Genomic DNA, 26,538 nt, shown 5'->3' with positions numbered 1-26,538 from the left:
ACGCGCCCTCCCGCCGCCCGACCCGCAGCACCGCCTCGCCCGCCGCGGCGATCGCCGCAGCCAGGGCCAGCGACACCGCGATCGTCACCAGCGCCGCGGCCGGGCCCGTGGCATCCAGTGCCGCTCCCGCGATCACCCCACCGATCGGAACACCCAGCGACATCGCGGCGGTGGGATACGCGAGGGTCTCGGTCACGCGCCCCTCGGGAGCGCGGGCGGATGCCACCAGGATCCCCGACACCATCACCGGCGACACCGCGAGCCCGAGCAGCAGGATCACCCCGAACAGCACCGGAGCGGACCCCTGCGCGAACGGCAGGGCGAGGGCGACCGCGCAGGCGAGCGCCGCGAAGAAGATGTAGCGCGCGGCGGGGGAGAGCCTCCAGGTCCGTGCTCCGGTGACGACCGAGCCGATCGCGATCGCCACGGCCAGCGCGCTGAACGCGGGGCCCGCGAGCCACGGCCGCTCGCTCACCTCCGCCCAGCCGACCAGGCTGACGTCGAACGATCCGAACACGCCACCGAGGGCGATGCACGCGATCGCGATCGGGATCACTCCCGCGGGCGGCAGCACCACCCCGCGCCGGGGACCGCGCGGCGTCGGCGCCGGTTGCGTGCCGCGCTGCGCGGCGAGCCACACCCCGCCGATCACTCCGAGCCCGAGCGAGCCGAGCATCGCCACGGCGGGATCGATCGGGGCGGCCACCGCGGTGATGGCCGGCGGCCCCGAGATGAACACCATCTGATCGGCGATCGTCTCGAGCGCGAGGGCGGGGGTGCGCTGCGACTCCGGCGCGAGCACGGTCCACCGCGCCCGCACGGCCGAGGTCAGGTCGGGAGTCGCCGCCCCCGTGACGAACGCGGCGACGAGCCACGTCCAGAACGGCGCCCCCGTGAGCACGAGGGCGAGGAATCCGGATGCCGCGAGCACGAGGCATCCGAGCGAGATCAGGATGACGCGGGCCTGGCCGTGCCGGTCCATGCGCGACGACCACAGGGGAGCGGCGATCGCCATCCCGCCGACGAGCGGGGCCACGACGAGTCCGGCGGAGGCGAAGCTGCCGGTCGCGGAGGAGACCAGCAGGATGATGCCGAGCGACAGCGTCGCCCGCGGGAAGCGCGCGAGGATGCCCGCGGCGACGAAGCTCCGCGCCCCGGGCAGGCGCAGGACCTGCCCGTAGGCCCGCACGCCCCGCGCCGGTTCGGCGTCCACGCTCACGCGCGCGCCGCCCGACCCGCGGCATCCGGTACCAGCCCCGTGTCGACGCCGGCACAACTCCTGCGATATCCGCGTTTCGCGAGAGTCCTACGCGCCCCCGACCGGCTCGTGCAGGAGTTGTGCCGCAGGGGCCGGAGGCCAGCCGCCGCGCGCAGGGCGGCGGGCTCGCGCCTCGCGGCCGCACAGCTCCTGCAGAATGCGCGCCGCGAAGCCGTTCCGAGGCTCGCCGGCCGGATCTGCAGGAGTCGTGCACCCCGCCGCGCGGAGATCACGCCGTGTAGTCGAATCGGCTGATCTCCTCGAGCGCCTCGACGACGAACGAGACGCTGTCCTCGAACAGCTGCGCACCGTGCGCGGCGTTCGCGCCCGTGGGGTCGCCGAGGACGCCGGTCGGCCCGAAGTCGTTCGACAGCCACCCGAACGTGACGGGCTTGCCGTTGAACCCGATGTGCCTGAAGTCGCCGATGTGCGCGGGCACCGTGGCCTCGAATGTCGTGGCGTCCACGAGCTCGGGCCGCAGGTGCATGATCATGCTCGTCTCGCCGTGTCCGGCGTGGATGCCGGTGCCGTGCTCGTTCGGGCCTCCGTCGGTGCCGTCGAACGAGGGAACGCGCGCGGCCGGCATGAAGAACGTGCGCAGGCCGAAGCGGCGGCGGAGCTCCCGGTTCGCGACGTTCAACAGGGCGACGTTGCCACCGTGCCCGTTGAGGAAGACGAGGGTGCGGGCGCGGGTCGTCAGCAGCGACCGGCCGATGTCGACGATCGTCTGCATCATCGTCTCGGGCGTGAGCCACAGCGTCCCGGGCGCCCACGAGTGCTCGTCCGACTTCGTGATCGACAGGGTCGGCAGCTGCCAGACGTCCAGGCCCTGCGCCGCCGCCCGCGCGACGGCGGCCGTCGCGGAGGCCTCGGCGACGATGGCATCCGTCGCCAGGGGCAGGTGCGGACCGTGGTGCTCGATCGCGCCCGTGGGCAGGACCACGATCGACTTTTCGGTGAGGGCCTCGGCGGCGGCGGGTCCGCTCAGCTCGGCCAGCAGACGGGTCATGAGATGATCGCTCCCTTGCGCGCGCCGGCGTAGTCGGGGTCGAGCTTGCCGGGGTTCAGCAGCCCGTTCGGGTCGGTCGAGCGCGCGGTCTCGACGGTCTGCTCGACGTTGAAGTCGACGTTCCACTGGTGCGGGTTGTGCACGCCCACGCCGATCGCGTTCAGCTCGGCGATGCCGCGGTACACGTCCTCCTCGCTGACGTAGGGCGCGGCGAGCATCCCGATCGGGAACGCCTTGGTCGACTCGATGTGCAGGTGCGAGCCGGGGAACACCGCCTCGACCACCGCGATGTCGTCGGCCAGGGGCGCCCCGGCCACCTCGAGGTGGAACACCTCGTGCGGCTGGCTCTTCTGGTACCACTCGATCGGGTGGTTGTAGCTCAGCATCGACAGGCGGATGCTGGCCTGCGGTCCCTCGCGCACCGCCTCGACGCGGCCGCCCGAGCCCTCGATGATCGCGGTCACGGCGTCGATCTGCCCGGCGTCCAGGATGACCCGCAGGCTCGACCGACCCTCCGGGATGGCCTCGTCGGAGGGGAGGGATGCCGAGATCTCGGGCCCATCGCCCGACACCAGCCGAGGCGAGGGGTCGAGGTTGCCGATCGTCTGCACGACCGAGAGGGTCCCGGCGAAGTCGGGGAAGCTCGCCCAGAGCCCGCGCCACTCCCGGAGCGGCTCCAGCCGGACCGTGGCCCGCACGATGACGCCGGCGGTGCCGTAGTTGTGCACGTACTTCTGGGCCTCGTCGCCCTCGACGTGGTGGATCTCGTCGCTGCCGTCGGCGTGCACGACATCGAGGGCGGCGACGAAGCCGCGGTCGTTCGAGCCGTGCTCGATCGACCCGGTGCCGCCCGAGCCGCCGGAGAGGAAGCCGCCGAGGGTCGACTGCGCGGTGGAGGGGTACATCCACAGCGCCTGTCCCGCGGCCCACGCGGCCTGCTCGAGCAGGACCATCGGGGTGCCGGCCTCCGCGGTGATGTAGCCGTCGCCGACTTCGACGATGGCCTTGGCGCGCGTGGTGTCGACGACGAGGCCGCCCTGCATCGGGATGGCCTGGCCGTAGTTGCCGGTCCCCTTGCCGCGCACGGTGATCGGGACCCCGTGACGGGATGCCGCGGCCACGGCCGTGGCGATCTGCTCGGCGTTCTCGGCGAAGACCACGAGGTCGGCGAGCCCGAGCGGAAGCTGGGCGGCGATGATCGGCGACATCGGCGATCCGTCGACGCTGGCGCGCTCTCGCACACGCGGTTCGGTGCTGACGGCGGCGGGGCCGAGCAGGTCGAGGAGGTCGTCCTCGAGGGAGAGGACGCGGGTGGCGGTGTCGCTCATGGGGTTTCTCCGGGTGAAACGGGTTGCGGGAAGGGGGTTCCGGTCCCTTCGACGTGCTCAGGGACCTCGGTTGCGGGGGAGGGGCTGAGCCTGTCGAAGCCACCGGGGCGGCCCGACCCGCGCGAGGCGGGCCGGGCCGTTCGGTTCAGAACGAGATGCTCTTGTCGATGAACTCGTTCGTGTAGAGGTCCTTCGCGGTCTCACCCGACGCCGGCGGGGTGCCGAGGTCCGTGTAGACCTTGGCCGCCTTCGTGTAGAAGTCCGCGAAGCGGGTGTCGTCGAAGTCGCCGTAGGTCGAGTCGGGGCCGTTGCCGACGAGGCCGAGGTCGACCTGCGTCTTGACCGAGTAGTCGGCGACGCCCTGCGTGTAGGTCCAGCCGGTGGCGTACTCGTCGACCAGCTTGAGGATCAGGTCGTTCGCGGCCTTCGGGTCCTTGTAGTAAGCCACGCCCGCCTTCTGCAGCACCGGGACGAGCTTCGACAGGCACGGCGACAGCTCGTCGAACTTGTCCTTCTTCACCGACATCGACGACTGGTAGGTCTGCCATCCCGCGTCGTGGATGAGGGCGAACTTCACCGGCTTGCCCCAGGCCGAGACCTCGTTCTGGTAGACGTACGGCTCCGCCGACGCGAAGCCCTGCTGCATGTCCTTGCCGCCGGCGGCGACGAAGTTCGACGGGGTGCCGTCGTACGAGCCGTCGAGGATCGAGGCGTTGGCCAGGCCCGCGCTCTTGAGGTACTCGATGTACGCGGAGCCGTCGAAGTAGCGCCACACGCCGCCGTTCTTCTCCAGCGCCGGGGCGACGTCCTTGATGGTCTTGACGTCGGGGTAGGTCGCGGGGTCCCACATGACCATCGTCGGGCTGATGTCCAGGGGCGCGAACACGGCCTTGGTCGGTGTGGTGGCCGAGAGCTGGATCGCCTCGTCGGTGCTCACGTAGCCGAGGGTGATCTTGTCGTCCTGGTACATCTGCGCCGAGACGGTCTGGAAGCCGATCGCGGGGCCGCCGGCGCGGATCTCGAGGTTCACGCCGGTGTACTCGCCGTCCGACATGAGGGGGCCGGTGACCGCCTTGGTGTTGGCGTCGATCGTGTACTTGTCCTTGATCATCTCGTAGAGGTGACCGTGCTCGGCCTCGGGGTTCCAGTCGGTCTGGACGACGATCGTCGAGGGGCAGTCGGCCGAGAGGTCGACCGACCCGATCGGCATGTCGGTCGCCGGGGCCGCCTGGTCCGCGGCGCTTCCCGCGCACGAGGTGAGCGTGAGGGCGATCGCGAAGGCACCGGTGGCGGCGGTGGCGCGAAGAAGGGTGGAGCGCTGCATGCGGGGTCGCTTTCTGTGACGTGATGGGGCTCGGGTGCGGAAGGTGGAGCAGGTACAGGGGTGTTTCGGGTACGCCGGATGCCGCCTCCCGCACGCGTGACGCGGCGGGAGGCCGTGGCATCCGGAAGGGGGGTCAGCGCGTGCTGTCGTACCAGCGGCCGACGGCCACCTTCGACAGCCAGCCGAAGAAGGCGAAGATCGCCACGCCCAGCAGGCACGCCGCGAGGATGGCGGCGAACAGCTCGGCGCTCTGCAGGCGCGACTGGTAGTTCGAGATGAGCGAGCCGATGCCCGGCTCACCGCGGCGGAAGAAGTAGTCGCCCACGATCGCTCCGATGACCGAGAGGCCGGCCGAGGTTCGCATGCCCACGAAGATCGAGGGAAGGGCGGCGGGGAGCGTGAGCTTGGTCAGCACCGTCCACTTGTCGGCCTTCTGCAGGCGGAAGAGCTCGCGCTGCGACTTGTCGACCGACTGCAGGCCGAACAGGGTGTTCGACACCATCGGGAACAGTGCGATGAGGACGCAGACGATGACGCGGGCGAGGAACTCGTAGCCGAACCAGAAGCCCACGAGGGGAACCAGGGCGAGGATCGGGATGCACTGGAGCATCACGGCGTACGCGTAGGTGGAGCGCTCGACCCAGCGGGCCAGCGACATCGCGATGGCCCAGCCGATGCCGATGACCATGGCGATCGCGAGTCCCGTGAGGGCGACGCCGGTGGTGCGGAACAGGGCGATCCAGATGTCGGAGCCGACCTGGGGGTTGAAGAAGCCCTGCGTGAACATCTCGTGGGGCATGGGCATGAGGAAGCCCTTGCCCGACGCCGCGAGGGCGATGGAGACGCCGTACCAGGCACCGAGCAGGACGACCAGCACGCCCAGCGGCGGCAGGATCGACGCGGCTCGAGAGCCGAAGCCCCGACGACGCGCGGGCGTGCGCGGCTTCGGCGGAGTGGGCGGAGGAGTGGATGCCGTGGGCTCGGGCGACAGGGTGGCGACCGGCTCTGCGGAGGTGGTGCTCATGAGTGTCCTTCCCGAAGGGCGTGGGAGACCTCGCCGACGAGCTTCGCGTACTCGGCCGTGTAGCGGATCTCGGGGTCGCGGGGCATGTCGAAGGGGATCTCGAAGGTGTCGACGAGGTGACCGGGGCGACCCGACATCACGACGACTTTGGTGGAGAGGTAGATGGCCTCGGAGACCGAGTGGGTGATGAAGAGTCCGCCGAACTTCTGCTCGACGAAGATCTTGAGCAGCTCGTCGTTCAGGCGCTCGCGGGTGATCTCGTCGAGCGCGCCGAACGGCTCGTCGAAGAGGAAGAGCTCGGGGTCGAGGGTGAGCGAGCGGGCGAGCGAGGCGCGCATCTTCATGCCGCCCGACATCTGCTTGGGCAGGTGCTTCTCGAAGCCCTTGAGCCCCACGAGGTCGATCGCCCACTGGGCTTTCGGCGTCCGGACGCGCTTGGGCTGCCAGTTCAGCTCGGCCAGCAGTTCGACGTTCGACTGCACGTCGCGCCAGGGCAGGAGCGTCGCGTCCTGGAAGACGTAGCCGATGCGATCGGTGTTGACGGTCGCCGTGCCCTCGCTCGCGGTCTCGAGACCGGAGGCGATGCGCAGGAGCGTCGATTTGCCGCAGCCCGAGGGGCCGACGACGCTGACGAACTCGCCGCGGCCGACCGTGAGGTCGACGCCGGAGAGGGCGGTGGTGCCGTTGGGGAACGTCATGGCGACGTTGCGGAAGTCCAGCAGAGGCGCGGTCGGGTCCGCGATGTCTGCGGGAGCGGGAGAGGCCAAGGTCACGGGGGCGCTCACTTTCCGGTCGGGTTCAGGGAGTCGTCGCGGATGCGGCGGCGCGGGCGGGTTCGGTGGTGCGGGGAGCGGCCGTCTCGGTGGAGACGGTGGTTCGGCTGACGAGACGGCCACGGTGGATGACGACCCGGTCGGCGGACGCGAAGGCCACGGCTTCCTCGAGCGAGTCGGCACGGATCGCGACGAGGTCGGCTCGGGCACCGGGCGCGGGACCTGCGACGGGGAGCCCCATCACGTCGCGCGCGCCGACGGTCACGGCATCCATCGCCTCCGTCGGGGCGAGGTGCCCCGCCGCGACGAGCAGGGACGCGGTCTCGAGGTGGTCGCACCGACCGACGGGGTTGAAGGGGTCGCGGACGTTGTCGGCTCCCGCGGCGACGCGGACGCCCGCGGCTTTCAGGCGGCCGATCGGCGCGATCCCGCGGGGCACGGCGTGGTCGTCCTCCCACCCCTGCAGGTACAGGTTGGTGATCGGGAGGGCGATCACGCCGATGTCGGCGAGGCGGATCTGCTCTGCCAGCTCGGAGAGATCCGTGGCGGTCATCATGCTGAGGCGCACGCAGTGGCCGGCGCTGCGGGGGCGGTGCCAGCCCGTCACCGCGCGGGCGTAGGTCGCGAGGGTGTCGGCCCCGGCGAGGCTCTCGTCGGTGTGCAGGTCGAGTCCGACGTCGCGGCGGCGAGCGAGGGCGATGAGGCGCTCGAGGTCGGCGATCGGCTCTTCGGCGAGGTGCGGGGCGCCCCCGACGAGATCGACGCCCGCGTCGAGAGCGGCGTCGAAGACGTCGTCGGTGATCGTGGGTCCGCCGAGCGCGACGAGCTCGATGTCCATCAGGCCCGTGAGCTCTTCGCGCAGGCGCACCATCGCGCGGACCCCGGTGAGGGGGTCGTCGCCGCGGAGGAGGTCGACGTGGGTGCGCACCGCGGTGATCCCGGATGCCAGCATCCGCAGCGCCGTGGTCCGTGCCCGCCCGAGGGTCTCGTCCTCGTCGAGCGTGACGGCGAAGGCGTGCCAGCTCTCGATCGCGCGCTCGAGGTCACCGAACGGGGGCTGGATGGCATCCCACGACAGGGCCTTGTCGAGGTGCGCGTGCGGTTCGGCTCCGGCCGCGGTGAGCAGGTAGCCGGTGAGGTCGAGCGTCTCTCCGTCGGTGTCGGGGAGGGGTGTTCCCGCCGGAACCACCGCGAGCACCTCGTCACCGTCGAGCGCGATGTCGACGAGCGCGCCCGAGGGCAGGCGCGCACCGCGGAGAGCGGCGAGGGAGACGGGCGGAGCGGCAGACACGGGGCCTCCGAGGAATCGGGTAGACGGTCGTCGAGACGGGAGCCACGGCATCGGGGCGGGTCGCCGAGGGCGGCCGGCCAGTGTTGGTGTGACCAACATCCGGCGATGTTCCGATGCTAGGAACCGCGCGTTTCCGCTGTATTTCCTCGGCGTGACCCTCGTGACAAACCTTTCGCCGCGCGCCGTGGGCGCCGCCGCGCGCCGTCATGACAACAGGGGATGCGACCAGAACAGGCCCATCCGCGCCGGATCGGCCTGTTCCCGTCGCATCCCCTGTCCTGGTGACGGCAGGGATGCCGCGCGCGTCAGAGCTCGAGCGTGATCCGCCCGCACGCCGCGCGCGAGACGCACACCATCATCGAGCGGTTCGCGTCCTGTTCCTCCGGCGACAGCACCGAGTCGCGGTGCTCGACCTCGCCGTCGATCACCGGCACCTCGCATGTCCCGCACGTGCCGACCCGGCAGCTCGAGGGCACGACCGCGCCCGCCTCCTCGACGACGTCGAGGATCGAGCGCTCCGGCGGCACCGTCACGGTCAGGCCCGACATCATGAGGTCGACCTCGAAGGCCTCTGCCCACACCGGCGGCCCGAGAACCTTCGCCTCGAAGCGCTCGAGGTGCAGGCTGCCGCGAGGCCAGTCCGACATCGCCTCTTCGAGGGCCGCGAGCAGGCGCGCCGGCCCGCACGAGTAGACGACGGTCCGTGCCGTCGGGGTGGCGAAGCGCGCGGGCAGATCGAGGCGGCGCCCCTCGTCGGCCGCGAAGACCTCGACGCGCTCGCCGTACCGCTCGACCAGCTCGTCGACGAATGCCATCGTCCGGCGCGAGCGTCCCGCGTAGAGCAGCGTCCACGCGGCGCCCGCGGCCTCGGCCGCCTCGATCATCGGCACGATCGGCGTGATGCCGATCCCGCCCGCCACGAACAGGTACGACCGCCCCGCGGTGGGTGCGAAGAGGAAGTGGTTGGCGGGTCCGCGCACGCGGAGCGTCTCGCCCACGTGAGCGTTCTCGTGCAGCCACACGGAGCCCTCGCGTTCGCGGAGCACGCCGATGCGCCAGGTCCCGCGAGCGCTCGGCGACCCGCACAGCGAATACTGCCGCTCGATGCCACCGGGCAGGACGACGTCGATGTGCGCGCCCGGCGACCAGTGCGGCAGGGTGCCGCTCGTGCGTTCGAGGTCGAGCACCACCACGCCGTCGGCGGCTTCCCGCCGCTCCCGCACGATGGCCTCGAAGGTCATTCCCGCGCTCATGTGTCTCCCTGGGGCACATCGTCCATCGAGCCGTGCACGAGTTCTTTGACGATCAGCAGCCGGTACGGCGATCCGTCGGGCGAGTGCCAGCGGTGGGGTGTTCCCGAACGGCAGTAGACCGAGTCGCCCACCGTGAGCCGCCGTTCGCCGAAGAGTCCGAACGAGATCACGATCGTCCCCTCCAACACGGTGAGGAACTCGTCCTCGTCGTGCACGTAGTGGTCACCCGCCTCGGCGTTCGATCCCGAGAACTCGAGCGGCTCGAAGCGCCGCGGCCCGTCGGCGAGGAGGCGCGCGGTCCCCTCGGCATACGGCCCGATCGCACCCTCGTCGGCGAGCACGAACGACGGCTCCGCGTCTGTGTCGGTGCGGCGCGGCTCCGAGGCCGCGATCAGCTCGACCCGGCTCGTCCCCAGCGCGCGGGCGAGACGCTCGAGGCTCGCCATGCTCGGTCGCGCGAGTCCACGCTCGAGCTGGCTGAGGAACGGGTGCGACAGCGCGGCGGCCTCGGCGAGCTGCGTGAGGGTGAGCCCGCGCGCCTTGCGGAGACCCCGGACGCGGGCACCGAGTCTCTCGTCACCGGTGGGGGAGTCATCGACCGACGTCGCAGGAGCCATGGTCGTCATCGTCCCACCCTCTCGAACAGCCGCGCGACGATCTCGTGCTCGTCGGCGGTCAGCAGACGCCCCTCGTCGACGACGATCCGACCCCCCACGACGACCGTGCGCGGGCGGCGCCCGGGCGACGCCCACAGAAGACCCGAGACGGCGTCGGCGACGCCGGCATCCGCCACTCCCGAGACATCCCACAGGCAGAGGTCGGCGGCGGACCCGGGGGTCAGTCGACCCAGCTCCGGCCGTCCCAGGCCGTCCGCCGAACCCGTCGTCGCGAGAGACAGGACGTCGGATGCCGGTAGCTGCGGCCCCACGAGTGCCGAGACCTGCATCGCCAGACGCGCGTCCGCGAGAAGGTGCCCCGCGTCGTTGCTGCCGCCGCCGCTCGTGCCGAGGCCCACGGCGATTCCGGCGTCGAGCAGGCGGCGGACCGGAGCGATGCCCCACCCCATCGGCACGTCGCAGCCGGGTGCGTGGGTTGCGGAGACCCCGGATGCCGCGATACGGGCGATCTCGTCGGCGGTGACGTCGCACAGGTGGGCGAGGGTCACGTCGGGCGCGAGCCAACCCCATTCCTCGAGCAGGTCGAGGGGGCGGATGCCGTAGCGGTCGAGGGCGATCTCGACGTCGACGACCTCGTTCGCCTGGGTCCGCCGCCGCAGTCCGTGCGCGCGGGCGACCTCGCCCAGCAGGGCGAACGTCTCGCGCGGGTCGCTGTGCACGCCGGCGGGGCCGACGGCGACCTGCAGCATCCCGTCGGCGGAGACGCCGCCGTGGACGTCGGGCAGGAGCGCCCGCACGATCGCCTCGGCCGAGAGCGCTGCCTCTTGCGGATCGTCTCGAGCGGCCCCGCGGACGAACGCCAGACGGGTGCCGAGCTCGCCGGATGCCGCCGCGGCGGCGCGGGCCATGCCGACCGTGTCGGCGCCGCTCGGCCAGGTCAGGTGATGGTCGGCGACAGTGGTGACCCCGCTCAGCAACGCCTCGGCGAGCCCCGCGCGGGCGGCGAGACCGGTCAGCTCGGGGTCGACCCCCGCGGCGGTGTAGGCCGCCGCCATCGTCGGGAGCCACTCGCGCATCGGGATACCGCGCGTGCCCGACAGGGTGCGAAACGCCGTCTGCAGGAGGTGGTGGTGCGCATTGACGAGCCCCGGGGTGATCACGCAGCCGGAGGCGTCCACGACCGTCGCTCCCGCCGGGGCGGCGGTGTCGACGATCCTTCCGTCGACGCTGACGACATCTCCCGTGTGCACCCCGCCGTCACCGTCGATGACCGCGACAGCGCCGCGGACGACCAGAACGCTCACGCGCTCCTCACCGCGCAGGACGCCGCCGCGTCTCGCCCTCGCACGGCTCCGTGTCCCTCGCGCAGCGGCCGTGCGCTGGCGGAGTTCCGGGATGCCACGATCTCGGCGATCACCGAGAGCGCGGTCTCCTCGGGGGTGGCGCCGCCGAGGTCGAGGCCGAGGGGGGAGTGCAGGCGCGAGAGCTCGGCATCCGTGACTCCGGCGGACCGGAGCAGCATCGCGCGACGCGCGACCGTGGCGCGTGCGCCCATCGCTCCGACGAAGCCGACCGGCATCCGCAGGGCTTCGCGCAGGGCGGGGACGTCGAGGCGCTCGTCGTGGGTGAGGACGCAGACCGCGGTGCGAGCGTCGGGGGAGTCCAGGGTCGCGAGGTAGTCGTATGGGGCCGCGACGACGAGCTCGGCGGCATCCGGGAACCGCTCGCGCGTGACGAGGAGGGCCCAATCGTCGCAGACCGTCACGGCGAAGCCCGCGGCGGCGCCGAGGCGGCAGAGGGCGGCGGCGTGCTCTCCCGCGCCCAGCACGATCAGCCGCGGAAGGGCCGGTCGGTGCAGCACGAGCGGCTCGCCGTCGAGGTCGAGGCGGAGCGTCGCCTCCCGACCGGCGCGGGCGTCCCCCAAGGCCGCCCGCGCCACGGTGCCCTCGATCGGGTACGCCACCACGTCCACCGCTCCGCCGCAGGCGAGTCCCGCGGCGATGGGGGTGACCACGCCGTCGTCCGAGAACCCGAAGCGCGCGCGACGCACCGTGCCGGTACGCAGCGCGTCGAGGCCGAGCATGACGGCGTCGCTCTCGACGCACCCGCCCGAGATCGAGCCGATCACGCGGGCATCGCGCGTGACCGCCAGGGTGGCCCCCACTCCGCGAGGCGCACTGCGCACGACCGCGGTGACCGTGACCGCGGCGACGGGCACTCCCGCGTTGAGCAGCGGCAGCAGGTCGGCGGCCAGTTCGAGCATGGACGCGACGGTAGTCGGGGTGTGTTTCGCGCACGCTACGCTGTCGTGACCATGCCCGCCGTTCCCCCCGAGCCGCCGTGCGGAGTGGTCCTGGCGGCCGGTGCCGGTCGCCGATTCGGTGGGCCCAAGGCGCTCGCCCGCACCCCCTCGGGCACCCCCTGGATCGCTCTCGCGGTCCGCGCGCTGCGCGCCGGAGGGTGCGGCGAGATCCTCGTCGCCCTCGGGGCGTCGCTCGAAGAGGCCGCCCCGCTCGTCCCTGCCGACGCCGCGATCGTCCCCGTGCCCGACTGGGCATCGGGAGTTGCGGCATCCCTTCGCGCGAGCCTCGCGCACGCGGCATCCGGAACCTCCCCGGCCGCGGTCATCATGCCGGTCGACACCCCGGATGCCAGCCCCGCCGCGATCGCACGGCTCGTCCGTCGCGCGCGGCCCGATGCCCTCGCGCAGGCGGTCTACGACGGGGTGCCGGGACACCCCGTGCTGATCGGGCGCGCACAGTGGAGCGCGGTGAGAGCCGCGGTCCGCGGCGACATCGGGGCCCGCCCCTACCTCATCGCGCAGCAGGCCGAGCTCGTGGAGTGCGGCGATCTGTGGTCGGGGGCCGACCGCGACGAGAGCTGATCACGGTCTGATCACGACCGAGATGAATTTTGACGTGGCTATAGACAAAACCCTCTCGGCTAGATAATTTTTCGGAGCCGTCATAATTGCGACGGCACCAAGAAGCCGGGACGAAGGCGTACCCGATCTGTGCCGGGGAGGGCACGGGTACGACCACGGGGGTCCCTGCAGTTCAGAGAGGAACGCAGATCACATGCTGAAGAAAATCCTGACCGGTGCGGCCATCGCCGCTCTCGCCGTCGGTCTCGGAGCGTGCAGCGCGGAGCGCACGACCTCCGGTGGGGGCGACGCCGCCGGTGGCGGCACCGAGTGCAACGTCGGCATCGCGATGCCGACGCGCAGCCTTGAGCGCTGGATCAACGACGGTGAGCAGCTGCAGAAGAAGCTCCAGGACGCCGGCTGCACCGTCGACCTGCAGTACGCAGACAACAAGACCGACCAGCAGATCAGCCAGATCCAGAACCAGATCTCGGGCGGCGCGAAGATCCTCGTGATCGCCGCGATCGACGGATCGACGCTGGGCCCGGTGCTCCAGGAGGCCAAGGCGCAGAACGCCACGGTCATCGCCTACGACCGCCTGATCAACGGCAGCGAGAACGTCGACTACTACGCCACGTTCGACAACTACAAGGTCGGCACCCTCCAGGGCCAGTACATCGAGACGCAGCTGGGCCTCAAGGACGGCAAGGGGCCCTTCAACCTCGAGCCCTTCGCCGGCAGCCCCGACGACAACAACGCGAAGTTCTTCTTCGCCGGCGCGTGGGACGTCCTGAAGCCCTACGTCGACAAGGGCCAGCTCGTCGTTCCCAGCGGCAAGTCGCCCGCGAACGACGACGCGTGGGCGTCGATCGGCATCCAGGGCTGGGCCTCCGACAAGGCGCAGGCCGAGATGGACAACCGCCTGTCGTCGTTCTACGGCGACGGCAAGAAGGTCAACGTGGTGCTCTCGCCCAACGACAGCCTCGCCATCGGTATCGAGGCGTCGCTGAAGTCGGCCGGATACACCCCGGGCGCCGACTACCCGATCATCACGGGGCAGGATGCCGACAAGGCCAACGTCAAGGCGATCCTCGACGGCGCTCAGTCGATGACCGTGTGGAAGGACACCCGCGCCCTCGGCGACCGCGTCTTCACGATGATCCAGGAGATCAAGGACGGCAAGACCGTCGAGGTCAACGATGAGAAGACCTACGACAACGGCAAGAAGGTCGTCCCGTCGTACCTGCTGACCCCCGAGGTGGTCACCAAGGCCGACGTGCAGTCGAAGCTCATCGACTCGGGCTTCCTGAAGGCGTCCGACGTCGGACTCTGATCCATCCCTCGCGGCGGGGCGGGCTTCGGCCCGCCCCGCCGCTCGATCCCTGACGGAGGGACAACCATGACCGAACCGATCCTGCGCATGTCGGGGATCTCCAAGTCGTTCAACGGCGTCCCGGCTCTCGCCGACGTCTCTGTCGACGTTCATCGCGGTGAAGTGCACGCGATCTGCGGCGAGAACGGTGCCGGCAAGTCCACCCTCATGAAGGTGCTCAGCGGGGTCTACCCGGCGGGGAGCTTCGAGGGCAGCATCACGCTCGAGGGTGAGGAGGTGGCGTTCCGCTCGATCAACGACAGCGAGGCCGCCGGCATCGTGATCATCCACCAGGAGCTGGCGCTCAGCCCGTACCTGTCGATCGCGGAGAACATCTTCCTCGGCAACGAGAAGGCCCGCCGCGGCGTCATCGACTGGAACGCGACGAACACCGCCGCCGCCGAGTTGCTCAAGCGCGTCGGCTTGCGGGAGAGCCCCGCGACGAAGATCTACGAGATCGGCGTCGGCAAGCAGCAGCTCGTCGAGATCGCCAAGGCCCTGGCCAAGGAGGTCAAGCTCCTCATCCTCGACGAGCCCACCGCGGCTTTGAACGACGACGACTCCGCGCACCTGCTCGACCTCATCGACCAGCTGCGCGACCAGGGCATCACCTGCATCATCATCAGCCACAAGCTGAAAGAGGTGCTCCGCATCGCCGACCGCATCACGATCATCCGCGACGGTCGCACGATCGAGACCATGCGTCGCGACGATCCCGAGACCGACGAGGGGCGCATCATCCGCGCCATGGTCGGCCGCGACCTCAACAGCCTCTTCCCGCCGCGCGAGCCCGACATCGGCGACGAGCTGTTCCGCGTCGAGAACTGGACGGTGCACCACCCCGTCGACACCGAGCGCGTCGTCATCGACAACGCCTCGTTCATGGTGCGCGCGGGCGAGATCGTCGGTTTCGCGGGCCTCATGGGCGCCGGCCGCACCGAGCTCGCCATGAGCATCTTCGGCCGGATGTACGGCACGGGCATCTCGGGCGAGGTCTACAAGAACGGCCAGCAGATCGATGTGCGGACGGTCGACGCCGCGATCAAGCACGGCATCGCCTACGCCACCGAGGATCGCAAGAAGTACGGTCTCAACCTCATCGGCGACATCCAGGTCAACGTCTCGGCATCCGCCCTCGCCCGCCTCGCCCGTCTGGGCGTGGTCGACCGGTACCGGGAGTACAAGGTCGCCGACTCCTACCGCTACAAGATGAACATCAAGGCCCCCAGCGTCGCGGCCATCACCGGACGCCTGTCCGGCGGCAACCAGCAGAAGGTCGTGCTGTCGAAGTGGATGTTCACCGGACCCGACGTCCTCATTCTCGATGAGCCGACCCGCGGCATCGACGTCGGCGCGAAGTACGAGATCTACGGAATCATCAACGAACTCGCGGCTCAGGGGAAGGCCGTCATCGTCATCTCGTCGGAGCTGCCCGAGGTCATCGGCCTCTCCGACCGCATCTACACCATCTCCGAGGGACGCATCACGGGCGAGGTCAGCCGCGCGGATGTCACCCAGGAGACGCTCATGCGGCACATGACCGCCGGAAGGAACTGACAGCAATGGCCACCGCATCCACTCAGACGGTCGAGGCGCCGACCCAGCCGGGTCCTCGCCGCCGCGGCATCCTGTCCCGTATCAATTTCCGACAGTTCGGCATCCTCGCCGCCCTGGTCATCATCATCGTGCTGTTCCAGGTGCTCACCGGCGGACGCCTGCTGATGCCGGGTAACGTCAACAACCTCATCCAGCAGAACGCCTACGTGCTGATCCTCGCGATCGGCATGGTCATGGTGATCATCGCCGGGCACATCGACCTGTCGGTCGGCTCGGTGGTGGCCATGGTCGGCGCGATCGCGGCCATCGCGATGAACCAGTGGGGCCTTCCCTGGTGGTTGGCCGTCATCCTCTCGCTCGCCGTCGGCGCCGTCGTCGGCGCCTGGCAGGGCTTCTGGGTCGCCTTCGTCGGCATACCCGCGTTCATCGTCACCCTGGCCGGCATGCTGCTGTTCCGCGGTCTCACCCTCGTTCTGCTCACCGGGGGCACCATCGCGGGCCTCCCCGACGGCTTCACCGCCATCGGCGCCGGGTGGCTGCCGCCGATCCTCGGCTACGTCGGCGTGTGGGACTCCCTCACCGTCGTGCTGGGCTTCGTGGCCGTGGTCGCGCTCATCGCGCAGCAGCTGCGGACGCGGGCGACGCTGCGTCGTCTCGAGCTGCCCCGCGAGGTCGCGTGGTCGTTCTGGGCGAAGAACGCCATCGCCGCGGTGGCCATCATGGCGGTCGCCTTCACCCTCGCCGCGTACAACGGCACGCCGATCGTGCTGATCATCCTCGCCGTGCTGGTGCTCGCGTACACGTTCGTGCTCAACCGCACGACTTTCGGTCGCCACGTCTACGCGATGGGCGGAAACCTGTTCGCCGCCGTGATGAGCGGTGTGAAGACGAAGTGGGTCAACTTCTTCATCTTCGTGAACATGGGTGTGCTCGCGGGCCTGGCCGCCGTGGTCAGCACGGCTCGCGCCGGTGGGGCCGTGGCATCCGCCGGTCAGAACTACGAACTGGATGCCATCGCCGCCGTGTTCATCGGTGGTGCCGCCGTCCAGGGCGGTATCGGCACCGTGATCGGGGCCGTGGTCGGTGGTCTCGTCATGGGCGTGCTGAACATGGGTCTGTCGATCTTGAGCGTTGACGCCGCCTGGCAGATGGCCATCAAGGGCATCGTGCTGCTGCTGGCCGTCGCGTTCGACATCTTCAACAAACGGCGCAACGGCGGTGCCTGATCGGATGGGGAGCGCGGCCCCGGGGCCCGCTCCCCATCCGCGTCTCGGCGTTTCCCACCCGTGCGGCTCCGATGGGATGATGGGGGAGGTGCGCCCCTCATGACCCCTGCCGTGTTCGAGCCCGCGACGCCGCTCGCACCCCCGGCCGGTCGTACGACCAACGACCTGATCCGCCAGCAGAACCTCGCGTCCGTGCTGTCGCTCCTCCACTCTCGGGGAGCGCTCTCACGCGCGCAGCTCGGTGCCACCACAGGGCTGAACCGCTCGACCGTGACCGGGCTGGTCATGGAGCTCACCGAGCTCGGTCTCGTCCGTGAAGCCCCGGGTGGGGAGCGCACCGGCAAGGTGGGCCGCCCCACGCTCGACATCGAGCCCGAAGACCACGTCGCCGCCCTCAGCGTCCGCGCCGAGCCGCACGCGGTCACGGTCGCCCTCGTCGGACTCGGCGGCGTCGTGCACGCACGGCTCCGCCACGACACCGCGAGCCGGCCCTCGCCGCGACGGTTCGTGCAGATCGTCGAGTCGTCGGTCGAGGCCATGCGTGCCGATATCGACCGTCACTACCGGGTGGTGGGCGCCGGGCTCGCGGTGCCCGGCCTGGTGAACGCCAACGGGTCCGTCCTCGTCTCGCCGACCCTCGGCTGGAAGCGCGACCCGGTCGCCGCCCGGTTGAGCGACCAGCTCGGCATGCCCGTGACGGCCGGCAACGACGCGAGCATCGGCGCGCTCGCCGAGTCGCGCTTCGGCGTCGGCGTGGGCGTCGGCAACCTGCTCTACCTCGGCGGGGCGATGCACAGCATCGGCGGCGGACTCATCATCGACGGCACCCTGTTGCGCGGAACCTCGGGCTACGCCGGTGAACTCGGCCACACGGTCGTCGACCCCCGTGGTCGGCGCTGCGTGTGCGGGCGGAAGGGATGCCTCGAAGCCGAGGTCAGTCTCGACCTCATCGAGCCGCTGCTCGGGCGCCGCAAGCTCGACGAGGATGAGCTCGACGTCGAGCTCGGGGTCGCCCGCAACCCGCGCGTGATGGCCGAGGTCACCCGTCAGGTCGAGGTGCTGTCGATCGCCCTGACGAACTTCGTCAACGCGTTCAGCCCGGAGACGGTCGTGCTCTCCGGCTACCTCGGCGCGCTGCTGTCGGTGAGCCGCGAGCGTCTCGCCGACGCGGTGCGCGTGCATCCGCTCGGCGCGGAGGGACGCACGATCCGCCTCGAACGCGCGCACCTGCGTTCCCGCCTCATGCTCGTGGGCCCCGCGGAGTTGGCATTCGCCGACCTGCTGTCGAACCCCGCGGGCTTCCGCGGCTGAGTGAGCCCGCGGTCAGCCGCGAGAGGGTGACGCGGCGCCCGCTCGCCCTGAGCGCTCCGCGCGCTGCCGGGCGATTCGATGGCCCCATCGGTTGAGGGGAGCTTCGATGAGGCGGTACGAGATCCACGCCAGCACGAGGGATCCGGCCAGACCCAGCGGGTACTGCACCCACGAGGGAACGGCGGCCGGCAGTTTCTCGAGAGCATTCAGCACGAACGCGTGCGTGAGATAGAACGAGTAGCTCACCATCCCGATGAACAGCAGGGGGCGGAGGCTGAGCAGTGAGGCGGCGGCACCCGCGGGCGCGGTGAACAACGAGATGATCGTGAGCGCCCAGAGAAGCCCGTAGGGCACGTACCACGCCGTGCCGAGCGGGATATCGGGAGACACCACCATCGCCAGGCTCGCCGCGAGGAGCGTCCAGGTCGTCCATCGCCGCCCGAGCAGGCGAGCGAGCACCGTGAACGACGGGCGGTAGTGCAGACCGGCGGCGACGAGCACACCCAGGATGATGTGGACGTAGGGCTGCGTGACGCGCGCGAGGGGAGTGCCGAACCCCACGACCGTGAGCACGCCACCGGCGACGAGGAGCAGAGGCACGAGCGCAGCCCAGCGACGGCGCAGGAGCAGGAAGCCCACCACCGGCCACACCAGATAGAACTTGTCCTCGATGCCGATCGACCAGGCACCCGAGAACGGCGCGGAGTTGTCGACGGTGTTGGTGAGCTGGACGATCTCGGGGAACCCCAGCAGATAGCCCGGGAGCGCGTGGACGAACTCGCCTCGGCGGTCGGCCTGTGCGCCCACCACGAAGATGAGCACGCAGTACACCGCGAGCACCGTCAGGTACACCGGGAGGATGCGGAACGCGCGGCGGATGTAGAAGGCACCGAAATCGACCGGGCGGGTGTCGCTCTCCCTCAGCAGCAGCGTGGTGATGATGAAGCCGGAGATGACGAAGAACAGCGTCACGCCCACGCCGCCCTGGATCGCGTTCCACGGTCCGGGTGCCTTCACGTGACCGGTGAAGACCAGCAGGATGGCGATCGCGCGGAGCCCGTCCAGGGGAAGGAGCCGCCTCGTGCCGCGGAAAGAGTCGTATGACCTCTCGATGGTGTGTGTCATCTCGCCTTCCAGGACAGGGGCTGGTCCGTGCGTTCGCTCCGTCAGGGTCGGGAAGGTCAGAGCGCGCGTCGTCAGGATGCCGGGTGCATCGGGCGTCATCGGCCTGCGCGCCGAGGGAGGCGTGTGATGGCGAGCTTCCCGGGAGAGTGATTCACCCGTACCTTCATCACCCGTCGTCATGAGGGACCCTCGGCCGAGCGGCATCCGTCCCTTCCGGTCTGCAGGGCATCGCGATAGGCGTCCAGGGTCCGCAGGGCCATCCATCGCCACGAGTACATCTCCGCGCGTCGCCGCCCGCGCTCGCGGAGTCGATCGGCGAGACCCTGGTCGCTGAGCACGCGCGAGAGAGCGGCGTGGAGATCCGGCACCTGACGAGGATCGAAGTACTCCGCGGCGTCGCCGTAGACCTCGGGCAGGCACGTCGCGTCGCTGCTGACCACGGGGCAACCGTGCCGCATCGCCTCGAGTCCGGGGAGCCCGAATCCCTCGTAGAGAGAGGGGAAGGCGTACACCGCGGCATGCTCGTACAGCCATCGCAGCTGCGCGTCCGACACGAAGCCGGTGAACTGCACGCCTTCCCGGGCCCCTTCATCGAGGGTCTCGATCAGGCGCGCGCCATCGGCGTCGATCCGGCCGGCGACGATGAGGCCGATGGTGTCGTCGTCGGCGCGCAGCCGCAGGACGGCGTCGATCAGGCGGCGAAGGTTCTTATACGGCACCTGGGTACCCACGTAGAGCACGAACCGTCGGAAGGGCGTCCCCACGGACTGAGGGGGATCCGTGATCGGATCGGCGGCCGGGTACGTCACCGTCACCGTGCGCGCGGCGGCGCGCGTGTAGGAGATCAGATCCCGCCCCGAGTATCTGCTGACGACGAGATTGGCGCGCGAGCGATGTGCGAAGACGGCGAAGGCGGCAGCGCCGACGACGCGCTTGAGCGCCGACACGACCCGATGCTTCTTGTGGTTGCGAATCTTCAGCAGAGTCATGTCGTGGAAGGTCGTGACCCGAGGGGCGCCGACGTACAGCGGTTGCTGCGGCATGGCGAAGTGCACCAGGTCTGGACGCAGGCGGCGAAGCTCGCGCGCGAAGCCGGTCTGCTCGCGCAGGGAGAAGTACGGAGTGTCGGTGCCGACCGTGGAGAAGCGCGGGCTCGTCGGTTCCCACTCGTCGACCTGCGCGCGGGGGAGGACGATCGTGTAGCGATGCTCGGTATCGAGTCGCTCGAGGTTCTCGATGAGCTTGCGCGTATAGCGGCCGGTCGACGTGAACATCGAACGAGCGTCGATCACGATGTGGGCGGGGGGAGCGGTCACGGTCTCGTCTCTTCTCGGGCGGGCGCTGCGCCGATTATGGCCGCCACCGCGAGAGGCACCTCCGCCGGCCCCGCCGATTTCTGCGGCCCTGCGTTGGGGCGATGAGCCGGGTGAATTTCGTCGCGGGGGGTCTCGGCGGGATCGCCGTGGTGGCCGTGCCACCTCGACCTGTCGTCGGCGACCGGGGCCCGGACCTGCGCGGGGGGATTGGTAGCTTCCCCCGAGATCCGGCGGTGTCTGCGGCGGAACGACGCCGCCCGCCGCGGGGGCACGGTGAGGAGAAGCCATGCGGATCGTCAGTCTGGTCGCACACGTCCCCTATACCGGCATCCCCCATGCAGGGGGGCAGTACGTGCTCGCACACATCGGGGCCTTACGCGCGCTCGGTCATCACGTGACGCTGGTCGCCCCCGACTGGAGGGGCAACGCGGAAGGGGCGCGCCGTCTTCGCGCCGAACTCGACATCGACGTCGTGGTCTGCTCGCCGGGCTCGCCACGGCCCTGGGATGAGTGGCTCGACACCCAGCAGATCCGGCTCTTCCCCGTGCGGCCCCCGCTGCGGTTCCGCCGCGCGGTCCTCCGCTCCCGGCGGGTGCGCGAAGCCGTCAAGAACAGTGAGCTGCTCGAGGCGCATTGGACGGAGATGGGATGGGTGAGTCGCGGGCTGCGGAGGTGGGGGCGCGACGTGCGGTGCATCGTGATCGCGCATGACGTGATCGTTCAGACGTACGAGCGCATCTTCGCCGCCACGCGGAAGGGCTCGCCTGCATGGGCACTCGGGCTCTGGCGCAACCGGTCCGTGGCCCGCGACGAGGGCCGTCTGTACCGCGGAATGGATGCGATCCTCGTGTTCAGCGAGAAGGATGCCCGCTACGTGCGGGGGCTCGGCGTCCCGTCGGACAGAGCCGTCGTCGTGCGCCCGCCCTTCGCGGGCGGTGCCGGGGCAGGAGAGGATGGTCCGCCCGAGGGGCCCCCCACTGTGCTCTTCGTCGGGGCGTTCTTCCGCGACGTGAACGAGCAGGCGGCGAAGTGGCTCGTCGACGACATCATTCCGCGCGTTCGCGCGGAGCGCGCGGACGCGCGGTTCGTCCTGGCCGGTGCGGGGCCGACCCCCGAGATGCTCGCGGCGGCGGAGGCCGATCCGCTGCTGATCGTGACCGGGGAAGTGCCCTCGCTGGAGCCGTTCTACGCGTCGGCGACCGCAGTCGTCGTCCCGCTGCGCATGGGGGCGGGTCTGAAGTTCAAGACAGTGGAGGCGCTGATGCGCGGTATCCCGGTGGTGTCGACGACGGTGGGAGCCGAGGGGCTCACCGGGGAGGGCGATACCGGCGGCCTCGTCGTCGCCGATGAGGCCGCCGCCGTCGCGGCGGCTCTCCTGCGCGTGCTCGACGAGCCCCAGCGGGCGTGGCGCGAAGCACGTCGCACACGCGAGTGGGCGAGGTCGGCGTTCTCGATCGAGACGTACCCCGCGCGGTTGCACGATGCCCTGCTCGGGACAGGAGGGCATCGATGAACGCCGCCGTGGTGATCCCGAACTGGAACGGGCGGGAAGACCTCCCCGCATGCCTGGACTCCCTGCGCCGGCAGACGCTGCCGGCCGAGGTCATCGTGGTCGAGAACGGGTCCACGGACGGCTCGGCCGAGATGATTCGCGAACGGTATCCGGAGGTGACGCTGCTGGTGCAGCCGGTGAACCTCGGTTTCGCCGGAGGAGTGAACGTGGGGATTCGATATGCGCTGCATCGCGGGCACGAGGTCGTCGCTCTCCTGAACAACGACGCGATCGCCGACGCCGACTGGATGCGCGCACTCGTCGCCGAGATGTCCCGCGACGACAGCGTGGGAATGGTCGCGAGCAAGTTCGTCACCATGGACGGGTCTCGCCTCGACAGCACGGGCGAGTGCTATTCGACATGGGGTCTCCCCTTCCCTCGCGGCCGGGGGGAAGAACGGTTGGATGCCTACGACGGGGCGACCGAACTGTTCGGGGCGAGCGGTGGATCGACGCTGTACCGCGCAGACATGCTGCGGGAGGTGGGCCTCTTCGACGAGGACTTCTTCGCCTACTTCGAAGACGTCGATCTGAGTTGGCGAGCGCAATTGCGGGGATGGCGAGTGCGCCTCGCCCCGGATGCCGTCGCCTACCACCGCATCGGGGCGACGAGCGGGCGCATACCGGGGTTCACGACCTATCAGACGTTGAAGAACCTGTTGTGGCTGGCGGCGAAGAACGTGCCGCGAGGGCTTCTGCCGACGATCGCGCCGCGCCTCGTCTTCGCGTACTCGCTGACGTTCTGGCGTGCCGTCCTGCGTGGTCAGGGTGTGATTGCGGTGAAGGCCCTCGTCGTGGTGGCGCTGAAGATGCCGAAGAAGCTTCGACAGCGTCGCCGTATCCAGTCGGGCCGTCGTCGTTCCGACGACACGTTGCGTCCGCTGCTCACGTGGGACCTTCCCCCGGGGTCGACCAACCTGCGCCGGCTGCGCTCGCTGGTGCGTCGCGTCTTGCGGCGACCCCCGCTCGATCGGCGCGCCTGAGACGCCGGGTCTGTCTTCCGAAGACCGGTACGGGCCGAGGCTAGCGTCGGTGGCGGCGCAGCTCGGAACCCGGGGCAGATTCACCCGTCAGCCCACCCGTGAAGCGTGGTTCATCCGCGGGCACCCGGCTGCTCTGGGTGGCGATGATGAAGATCGGCACCAGCATCGCGGCGAACAGGGTGTCGGGAGCCTCGACGCGCCACGCCGACTCGGTGATCGACACACCGGCCAGCACGCAGAGGAACGCGAATGCCCCCACGCGTTCGCGGTCGGGCAGACGGCTCGCGGTCCGCGCGGAGAACACGACGACGACAGCGATGAGACTCACCAGGATGAGGCCGCCGGTGACGGTATAGGTCACGAAGACGTTGTGGCCGTGGCCGGCCGCACTCGACAGGGCGGACTTCAGCATCGGGTAGTTGTCGGTGTACCAATTGTGGCCGAGCCCGAAGACCCAGTGGAGGCCGCTGAGCTGCGCGAGGTTGAACTGCCAGATGGCTCCGCGTTCGGTGTACGCCTCGGGGTCGGTCGTGGTCACGGGAACCACGACGACCGCCACCATGAGGATGGCCAGGACGACCCCGAGGACGCCGGCGATGCGACGGCGCACCGCGAGCGACAGGAGCATGACGACCAGCCAGACCGCCGCACCGAAGAGCGCCGTACGCGACGACGTCCAGACGATGGCGGTGAGGATCACGCCGGCGGTGATCCAACGGAGGTACCAGCGCGAGAACAGGTAGGTCAGGGGAAGAGCCAGCACGAGGAAGAGGCCGTTGGCGTTGGGGTGGCTGAAGAACCCGGCGAGCAGGGGTAATCCCGTGATCGACTTCTCGGTCGCCTCGTCGAAACTCTGCGGCATGTACATCAGCGTGGGTGCGCTCGACGTCAGTGCCATCGACACGGCGGCGAGGATCGTCGCCAACAGCGCGTAGAGCTTGAGATCGCTCACGCGAGGCTGGATCGCCCAGAACGTCAGTGCCACACCGATGGGCAGGATCGTCTGCTCGGGGATGACGTTTCCCCGGGTGAACTCGTTGAGATTGATCCAGATCCACGGGGTGAGGGTCACCAGCAACGGGACGAGGTCGTTGCGCACGAAGACCACGCGGAAGAGCAGGACGAGCAGAGCGATGATCGCGGGGACCAAGAACCCCACATACCAGGCGTCGACGACGGGCTGCGAGATCGCCGTCTTCACGCCCTCGACGGCGACGCGTCTGCTCATCGTGAGGGTCTGCGCGATGGAGAGCGAGATCGACGCGCCCCAGAAGAGCAGGAGCAGTGCGTACGAGGCGGCGCGGGCCGTCGCGGATCGCGCCGGAGCGAGGGAGGGGACGGCGGGCGCGATGCGGGCCGCAGGCCGCTGATCGATGAGGGGGGACAGAGTCACCCGGTCAGGGTAGGCGTGTGCCGCGCGACGTCCGCCGCGGCCGGGGTCCGGGCGACGAGGGGACCGACCGGGTGAAATCCGTGCCGTGGGGGAGCCGTCTCGTCGACCATGGCGATTCTCGAACGTAGTCTTGCCCGGCGAACGCGCCGCCCCTGCGGCGAGGCACGAGAAGGACGGTCACGTGAAGCTCCCCGCATCCACGGGTGCCCGCGCCCGGGGGGCGACGGTGCTGTTGTCGACGCAGTGGCTGAGGTACGCGCTGCAGATCGTGAACATCGTCGTCCTCGCGCGACTGATCGGGCCGGCGGACTTCGGCGTCGTGAGCCTGGGCCTCGCGATCGTGGGCATCGCCGCGGTGATCGGCGATTTCGGCCTCAGCCTCGCGGCGCTGCGGGAGAAGAACCTCTCCCCGGCGCAGAAGAGCAACCTGTTCTGGATCAACTCCGCCGTCGGCGCCGTGCTCGCTCTCGTGGTGGCGTCCGCTGCGGGACCGATCGCCGCCGCCTTCGATGACGACCGTCTCGTGGCGGTCGTGCTCATCGCCGCGCCCGCGTTCTTCCTGCGCGCGGCGACCGCCCAGTTCCAGGTGGAGCTGAATCGCCGGGACCGGTTCTCGCGGCTGGCCGCGTCGGAGCTCGGCGGCGACGCCGCGGGGGTCGCCACCGCCGTCGTTCTCGCACTCATGGGCTCCGGCGTGGTGGCTCTCGCGGTGCAGGGCACCGTGGCAGCCCTGGTCTCGCTCGTGTGGGCCGGTCTCGCCGCGGGGTGGATGCCCGGCCTTCCCCGCCGCGCACCGATGCGGCATCTGCTGGTCTTCGGGGTGTCGACTCTCGCGACCCACGCGGCCCACTACGTCACCACCAATGTCGACACGGTCACGATGGGCGCGTGGTACCCCGCAGCCGTCGTCGGCTTCTACGCCCGCGCGTTCCAGCTCGTCATGCTGCCCTTGCAGCAGGTGGCCGCCCCGTTGACCCGGGTGGTGCTCCCGCGCCTGGCCGACGTCGCCGATGATCCCGCCGCGCTCAACGACGCCCTGATTCGTGCGCAGAGACTCGTGAGCCACGCGCTTCTCGCGACCACCGGGCTCATCGTGGTGTGCGCCGGACCGCTGATCGAGGTGGTGCTCGGCTCCGTGTGGCTGCCCGCGACGCAGTTCCTTCCGATCCTCGCGGCGGGAGCGGTGTTCCAGACGATCGCGTACGCCTACTACTGGGGGTTCGCCGCGAAGGGGCGCTCCGGCGCGCTCTTCGTATCGGAGGTCGTCGGCCGTGTGCCGATGGTCGTCCTGATCCTCGTGCTGGCACCGGTGGCCCCGACCGGGGTCGCCTGGGGGGTGGCTTTGGGGCAGCTTCTCATCTGGGCGTCGGGGACGTTCGTGTTCGCTCCGCGGGCGGGGCTGCCGGTCCGGGCGCTCCTGGCGACAGCGGTCGTGCCGCTCGCGGTGAGCGGTGCCGCGACCCTCGGCGCGTGGGGGCTGGACGAGGTAGCGCTCGACGTGTTGCCGCCCTTCGTCCGTCTGATCGTGATCGCCCTCACCTGGACGGCGGTGGCCGCGGCCGTCCTGGCCATGATCGGGCGCCGCGACGCTCGATTGATCGTCCGCACGCTCCGGACGATGCTCCCGCGTCGACGCGCGGATCGTCCTCGTCTCAGCGATCAGCCGGGGTGATCGGGCCGGGCTCGCCCGCCGATGACGACCGAATCCGCGCGGACCGGGACCGAGGTCGTATCCCCGCCGTTCACGACGGCGTCGTCGGAGCGGTCTAGCGTCGGCGGGTGCGCTCGACCCGACGGGCGCACGGGAGGTGCCCGTGGAACACGGCGAGGCTGCGCGCCGGCCGCTCTGGCCGTGGCTGCTCGCCCTCACGCTGCTGGTGGGCGGAGGGGGAGCGTTCGTGGTGCAGGCGCAGGCCTGTGCCTTATACACATCTGTCGCTGCCGACGATCTTACGGGTGTGAA

The 26,538-nt window shown here is 70.2% G+C and carries 22 protein-coding genes; 8 read left to right on the top strand and 14 right to left on the bottom strand.

What is annotated here, in order from left to right:
• The 11 genes from NS220_RS13820 to NS220_RS13770 form a co-directional block, all read right to left on the bottom strand.
• Positions 1-1,219, bottom strand: a 1,219-nt coding sequence (locus NS220_RS13820; protein WP_058624613.1) for an MFS transporter, incomplete at its 3' end; no start/stop codon positions are given.
• A gap of 268 nt (positions 1,220-1,487) precedes the next feature.
• A complete protein-coding gene (locus NS220_RS13815; RefSeq protein ID WP_058624612.1) occupies positions 1,488-2,267 on the bottom strand; it encodes a creatininase family protein in 780 nt (259 codons plus the stop codon).
• Entirely contained in the window at positions 2,264-3,595 is a 1,332-nt protein-coding gene (locus NS220_RS13810) for an FAD-binding oxidoreductase (RefSeq protein ID WP_058624611.1), read from the bottom strand. The genes NS220_RS13815 and NS220_RS13810 overlap by 4 nt, the downstream gene beginning before the upstream one ends.
• Before the next feature lie 145 nt (positions 3,596-3,740).
• Entirely contained in the window at positions 3,741-4,919 is a 1,179-nt protein-coding gene (locus tag NS220_RS13805) for a hypothetical protein (protein ID WP_058624610.1), read from the bottom strand.
• Between the two features lie 133 nt (positions 4,920-5,052).
• Positions 5,053-5,943 carry an ABC transporter permease gene (locus NS220_RS13800; protein ID WP_058624609.1) on the bottom strand — a complete coding sequence of 297 codons (891 nt, stop codon included), beginning with the start codon at positions 5,941-5,943 and terminating at the stop codon, positions 5,053-5,055.
• A complete protein-coding gene (locus NS220_RS13795) occupies positions 5,940-6,716 on the bottom strand; it encodes an ABC transporter ATP-binding protein (RefSeq protein ID WP_206542529.1) in 777 nt (258 codons plus the stop codon). Before NS220_RS13795 ends, NS220_RS13800 begins: the two co-directional genes overlap by 4 nt.
• Positions 6,717-6,741: 25 nt before the next feature.
• Entirely contained in the window at positions 6,742-8,007 is a 1,266-nt protein-coding gene (locus NS220_RS13790; protein ID WP_058624608.1) for an amidohydrolase family protein, read from the bottom strand.
• A 305-nt stretch (positions 8,008-8,312) separates the two neighbouring features.
• Complete coding sequence (locus tag NS220_RS13785; RefSeq protein ID WP_058624607.1) at positions 8,313-9,260, bottom strand: PDR/VanB family oxidoreductase; 948 nt, start codon at positions 9,258-9,260, stop codon at positions 8,313-8,315.
• Positions 9,257-9,886, bottom strand: coding sequence for a helix-turn-helix domain-containing protein (locus NS220_RS13780; RefSeq protein WP_058624606.1), 630 nt, complete (start codon positions 9,884-9,886; stop codon positions 9,257-9,259). The genes NS220_RS13785 and NS220_RS13780 overlap by 4 nt, the downstream gene beginning before the upstream one ends.
• The gene (locus NS220_RS13775) at positions 9,883-11,181 is read right to left on the bottom strand and encodes an amidohydrolase family protein (protein ID WP_081323187.1); all 1,299 of its coding nucleotides are present in this window, start codon (positions 11,179-11,181) and stop codon (positions 9,883-9,885) included. Before NS220_RS13775 ends, NS220_RS13780 begins: the two co-directional genes overlap by 4 nt.
• The gene (locus NS220_RS13770) at positions 11,178-12,140 is read right to left on the bottom strand and encodes an XdhC family protein (RefSeq protein ID WP_058624605.1); all 963 of its coding nucleotides are present in this window, start codon (positions 12,138-12,140) and stop codon (positions 11,178-11,180) included. Before NS220_RS13770 ends, NS220_RS13775 begins: the two co-directional genes overlap by 4 nt.
• Positions 12,141-12,191: 51 nt before the next feature.
• Between NS220_RS13770 and NS220_RS13765 the strand changes: the two genes are divergently transcribed.
• From NS220_RS13765 to NS220_RS13745, 5 genes are all read left to right on the top strand, one after another.
• On the top strand, positions 12,192-12,761 hold the full coding sequence (locus tag NS220_RS13765; protein ID WP_058624614.1) for a nucleotidyltransferase family protein: 570 nt from the start codon (positions 12,192-12,194) through the stop codon (positions 12,759-12,761).
• 193 nt (positions 12,762-12,954) lie between these two features.
• Positions 12,955-14,073 (top strand): multiple monosaccharide ABC transporter substrate-binding protein, encoded by a 1,119-nt coding sequence (gene chvE, locus NS220_RS13760; protein WP_058624604.1) that lies wholly within the window; start codon positions 12,955-12,957, stop codon positions 14,071-14,073.
• Between the two features lie 66 nt (positions 14,074-14,139).
• On the top strand, positions 14,140-15,669 hold the full coding sequence (mmsA, locus tag NS220_RS13755; RefSeq protein WP_058624603.1) for a multiple monosaccharide ABC transporter ATP-binding protein: 1,530 nt from the start codon (positions 14,140-14,142) through the stop codon (positions 15,667-15,669).
• Between the two features lie 5 nt (positions 15,670-15,674).
• Complete coding sequence (gene mmsB, locus NS220_RS13750) at positions 15,675-16,895, top strand: multiple monosaccharide ABC transporter permease (RefSeq protein WP_058595194.1); 1,221 nt, start codon at positions 15,675-15,677, stop codon at positions 16,893-16,895.
• Positions 16,896-16,994: 99 nt separating this feature from the next.
• Entirely contained in the window at positions 16,995-18,206 is a 1,212-nt protein-coding gene (locus NS220_RS13745; RefSeq protein WP_058624602.1) for an ROK family transcriptional regulator, read from the top strand.
• 12 nt (positions 18,207-18,218) lie between these two features.
• Here NS220_RS13745 and NS220_RS13740 read toward each other — a convergent pair whose 3' ends face one another.
• Together NS220_RS13740 and NS220_RS13735 are read right to left on the bottom strand one after the other, a co-directional pair.
• Positions 18,219-19,331, bottom strand: a complete 1,113-nt coding sequence (locus NS220_RS13740; RefSeq protein ID WP_193755374.1) for an acyltransferase family protein — start codon at positions 19,329-19,331, stop codon at positions 18,219-18,221.
• A 176-nt stretch (positions 19,332-19,507) separates the two neighbouring features.
• A complete protein-coding gene (locus NS220_RS13735; protein ID WP_058624600.1) occupies positions 19,508-20,647 on the bottom strand; it encodes a glycosyltransferase family 4 protein in 1,140 nt (379 codons plus the stop codon).
• 286 nt (positions 20,648-20,933) lie between these two features.
• Here NS220_RS13735 and NS220_RS13730 point away from each other — a divergent pair, with 286 nt between their 5' ends.
• Both NS220_RS13730 and NS220_RS13725 read left to right on the top strand, forming a co-directional pair.
• Positions 20,934-22,160 (top strand): glycosyltransferase family 4 protein, encoded by a 1,227-nt coding sequence (locus NS220_RS13730; RefSeq protein WP_058624599.1) that lies wholly within the window; start codon positions 20,934-20,936, stop codon positions 22,158-22,160.
• Positions 22,157-23,182 carry a glycosyltransferase family 2 protein gene (locus NS220_RS13725; RefSeq protein WP_058624598.1) on the top strand — a complete coding sequence of 342 codons (1,026 nt, stop codon included), beginning with the start codon at positions 22,157-22,159 and terminating at the stop codon, positions 23,180-23,182. The genes NS220_RS13730 and NS220_RS13725 overlap by 4 nt, the downstream gene beginning before the upstream one ends.
• Positions 23,183-23,222: 40 nt before the next feature.
• On the opposite strand, the gene NS220_RS13720 is transcribed toward NS220_RS13725, so the two are convergent.
• Positions 23,223-24,575 carry an O-antigen ligase family protein gene (locus tag NS220_RS13720; RefSeq protein ID WP_058624597.1) on the bottom strand — a complete coding sequence of 451 codons (1,353 nt, stop codon included), beginning with the start codon at positions 24,573-24,575 and terminating at the stop codon, positions 23,223-23,225.
• Between the two features lie 181 nt (positions 24,576-24,756).
• On the opposite strand from NS220_RS13720, the gene NS220_RS13715 reads away from it, so the two are divergent.
• The gene (locus tag NS220_RS13715; protein ID WP_058624596.1) at positions 24,757-26,247 is read left to right on the top strand and encodes a lipopolysaccharide biosynthesis protein; all 1,491 of its coding nucleotides are present in this window, start codon (positions 24,757-24,759) and stop codon (positions 26,245-26,247) included.
• Positions 26,248-26,538 lie beyond the last annotated feature (291 nt).

The organism is Microbacterium testaceum (assembly GCF_001476655.1).
Taxonomy (GTDB): Bacteria; Actinomycetota; Actinomycetes; order Actinomycetales; family Microbacteriaceae; genus Microbacterium; species Microbacterium testaceum_C.
The sequence above is the reverse complement of the archived record's forward strand: the minus strand, read 5'-3'. Positions and strand labels throughout refer to the sequence as shown.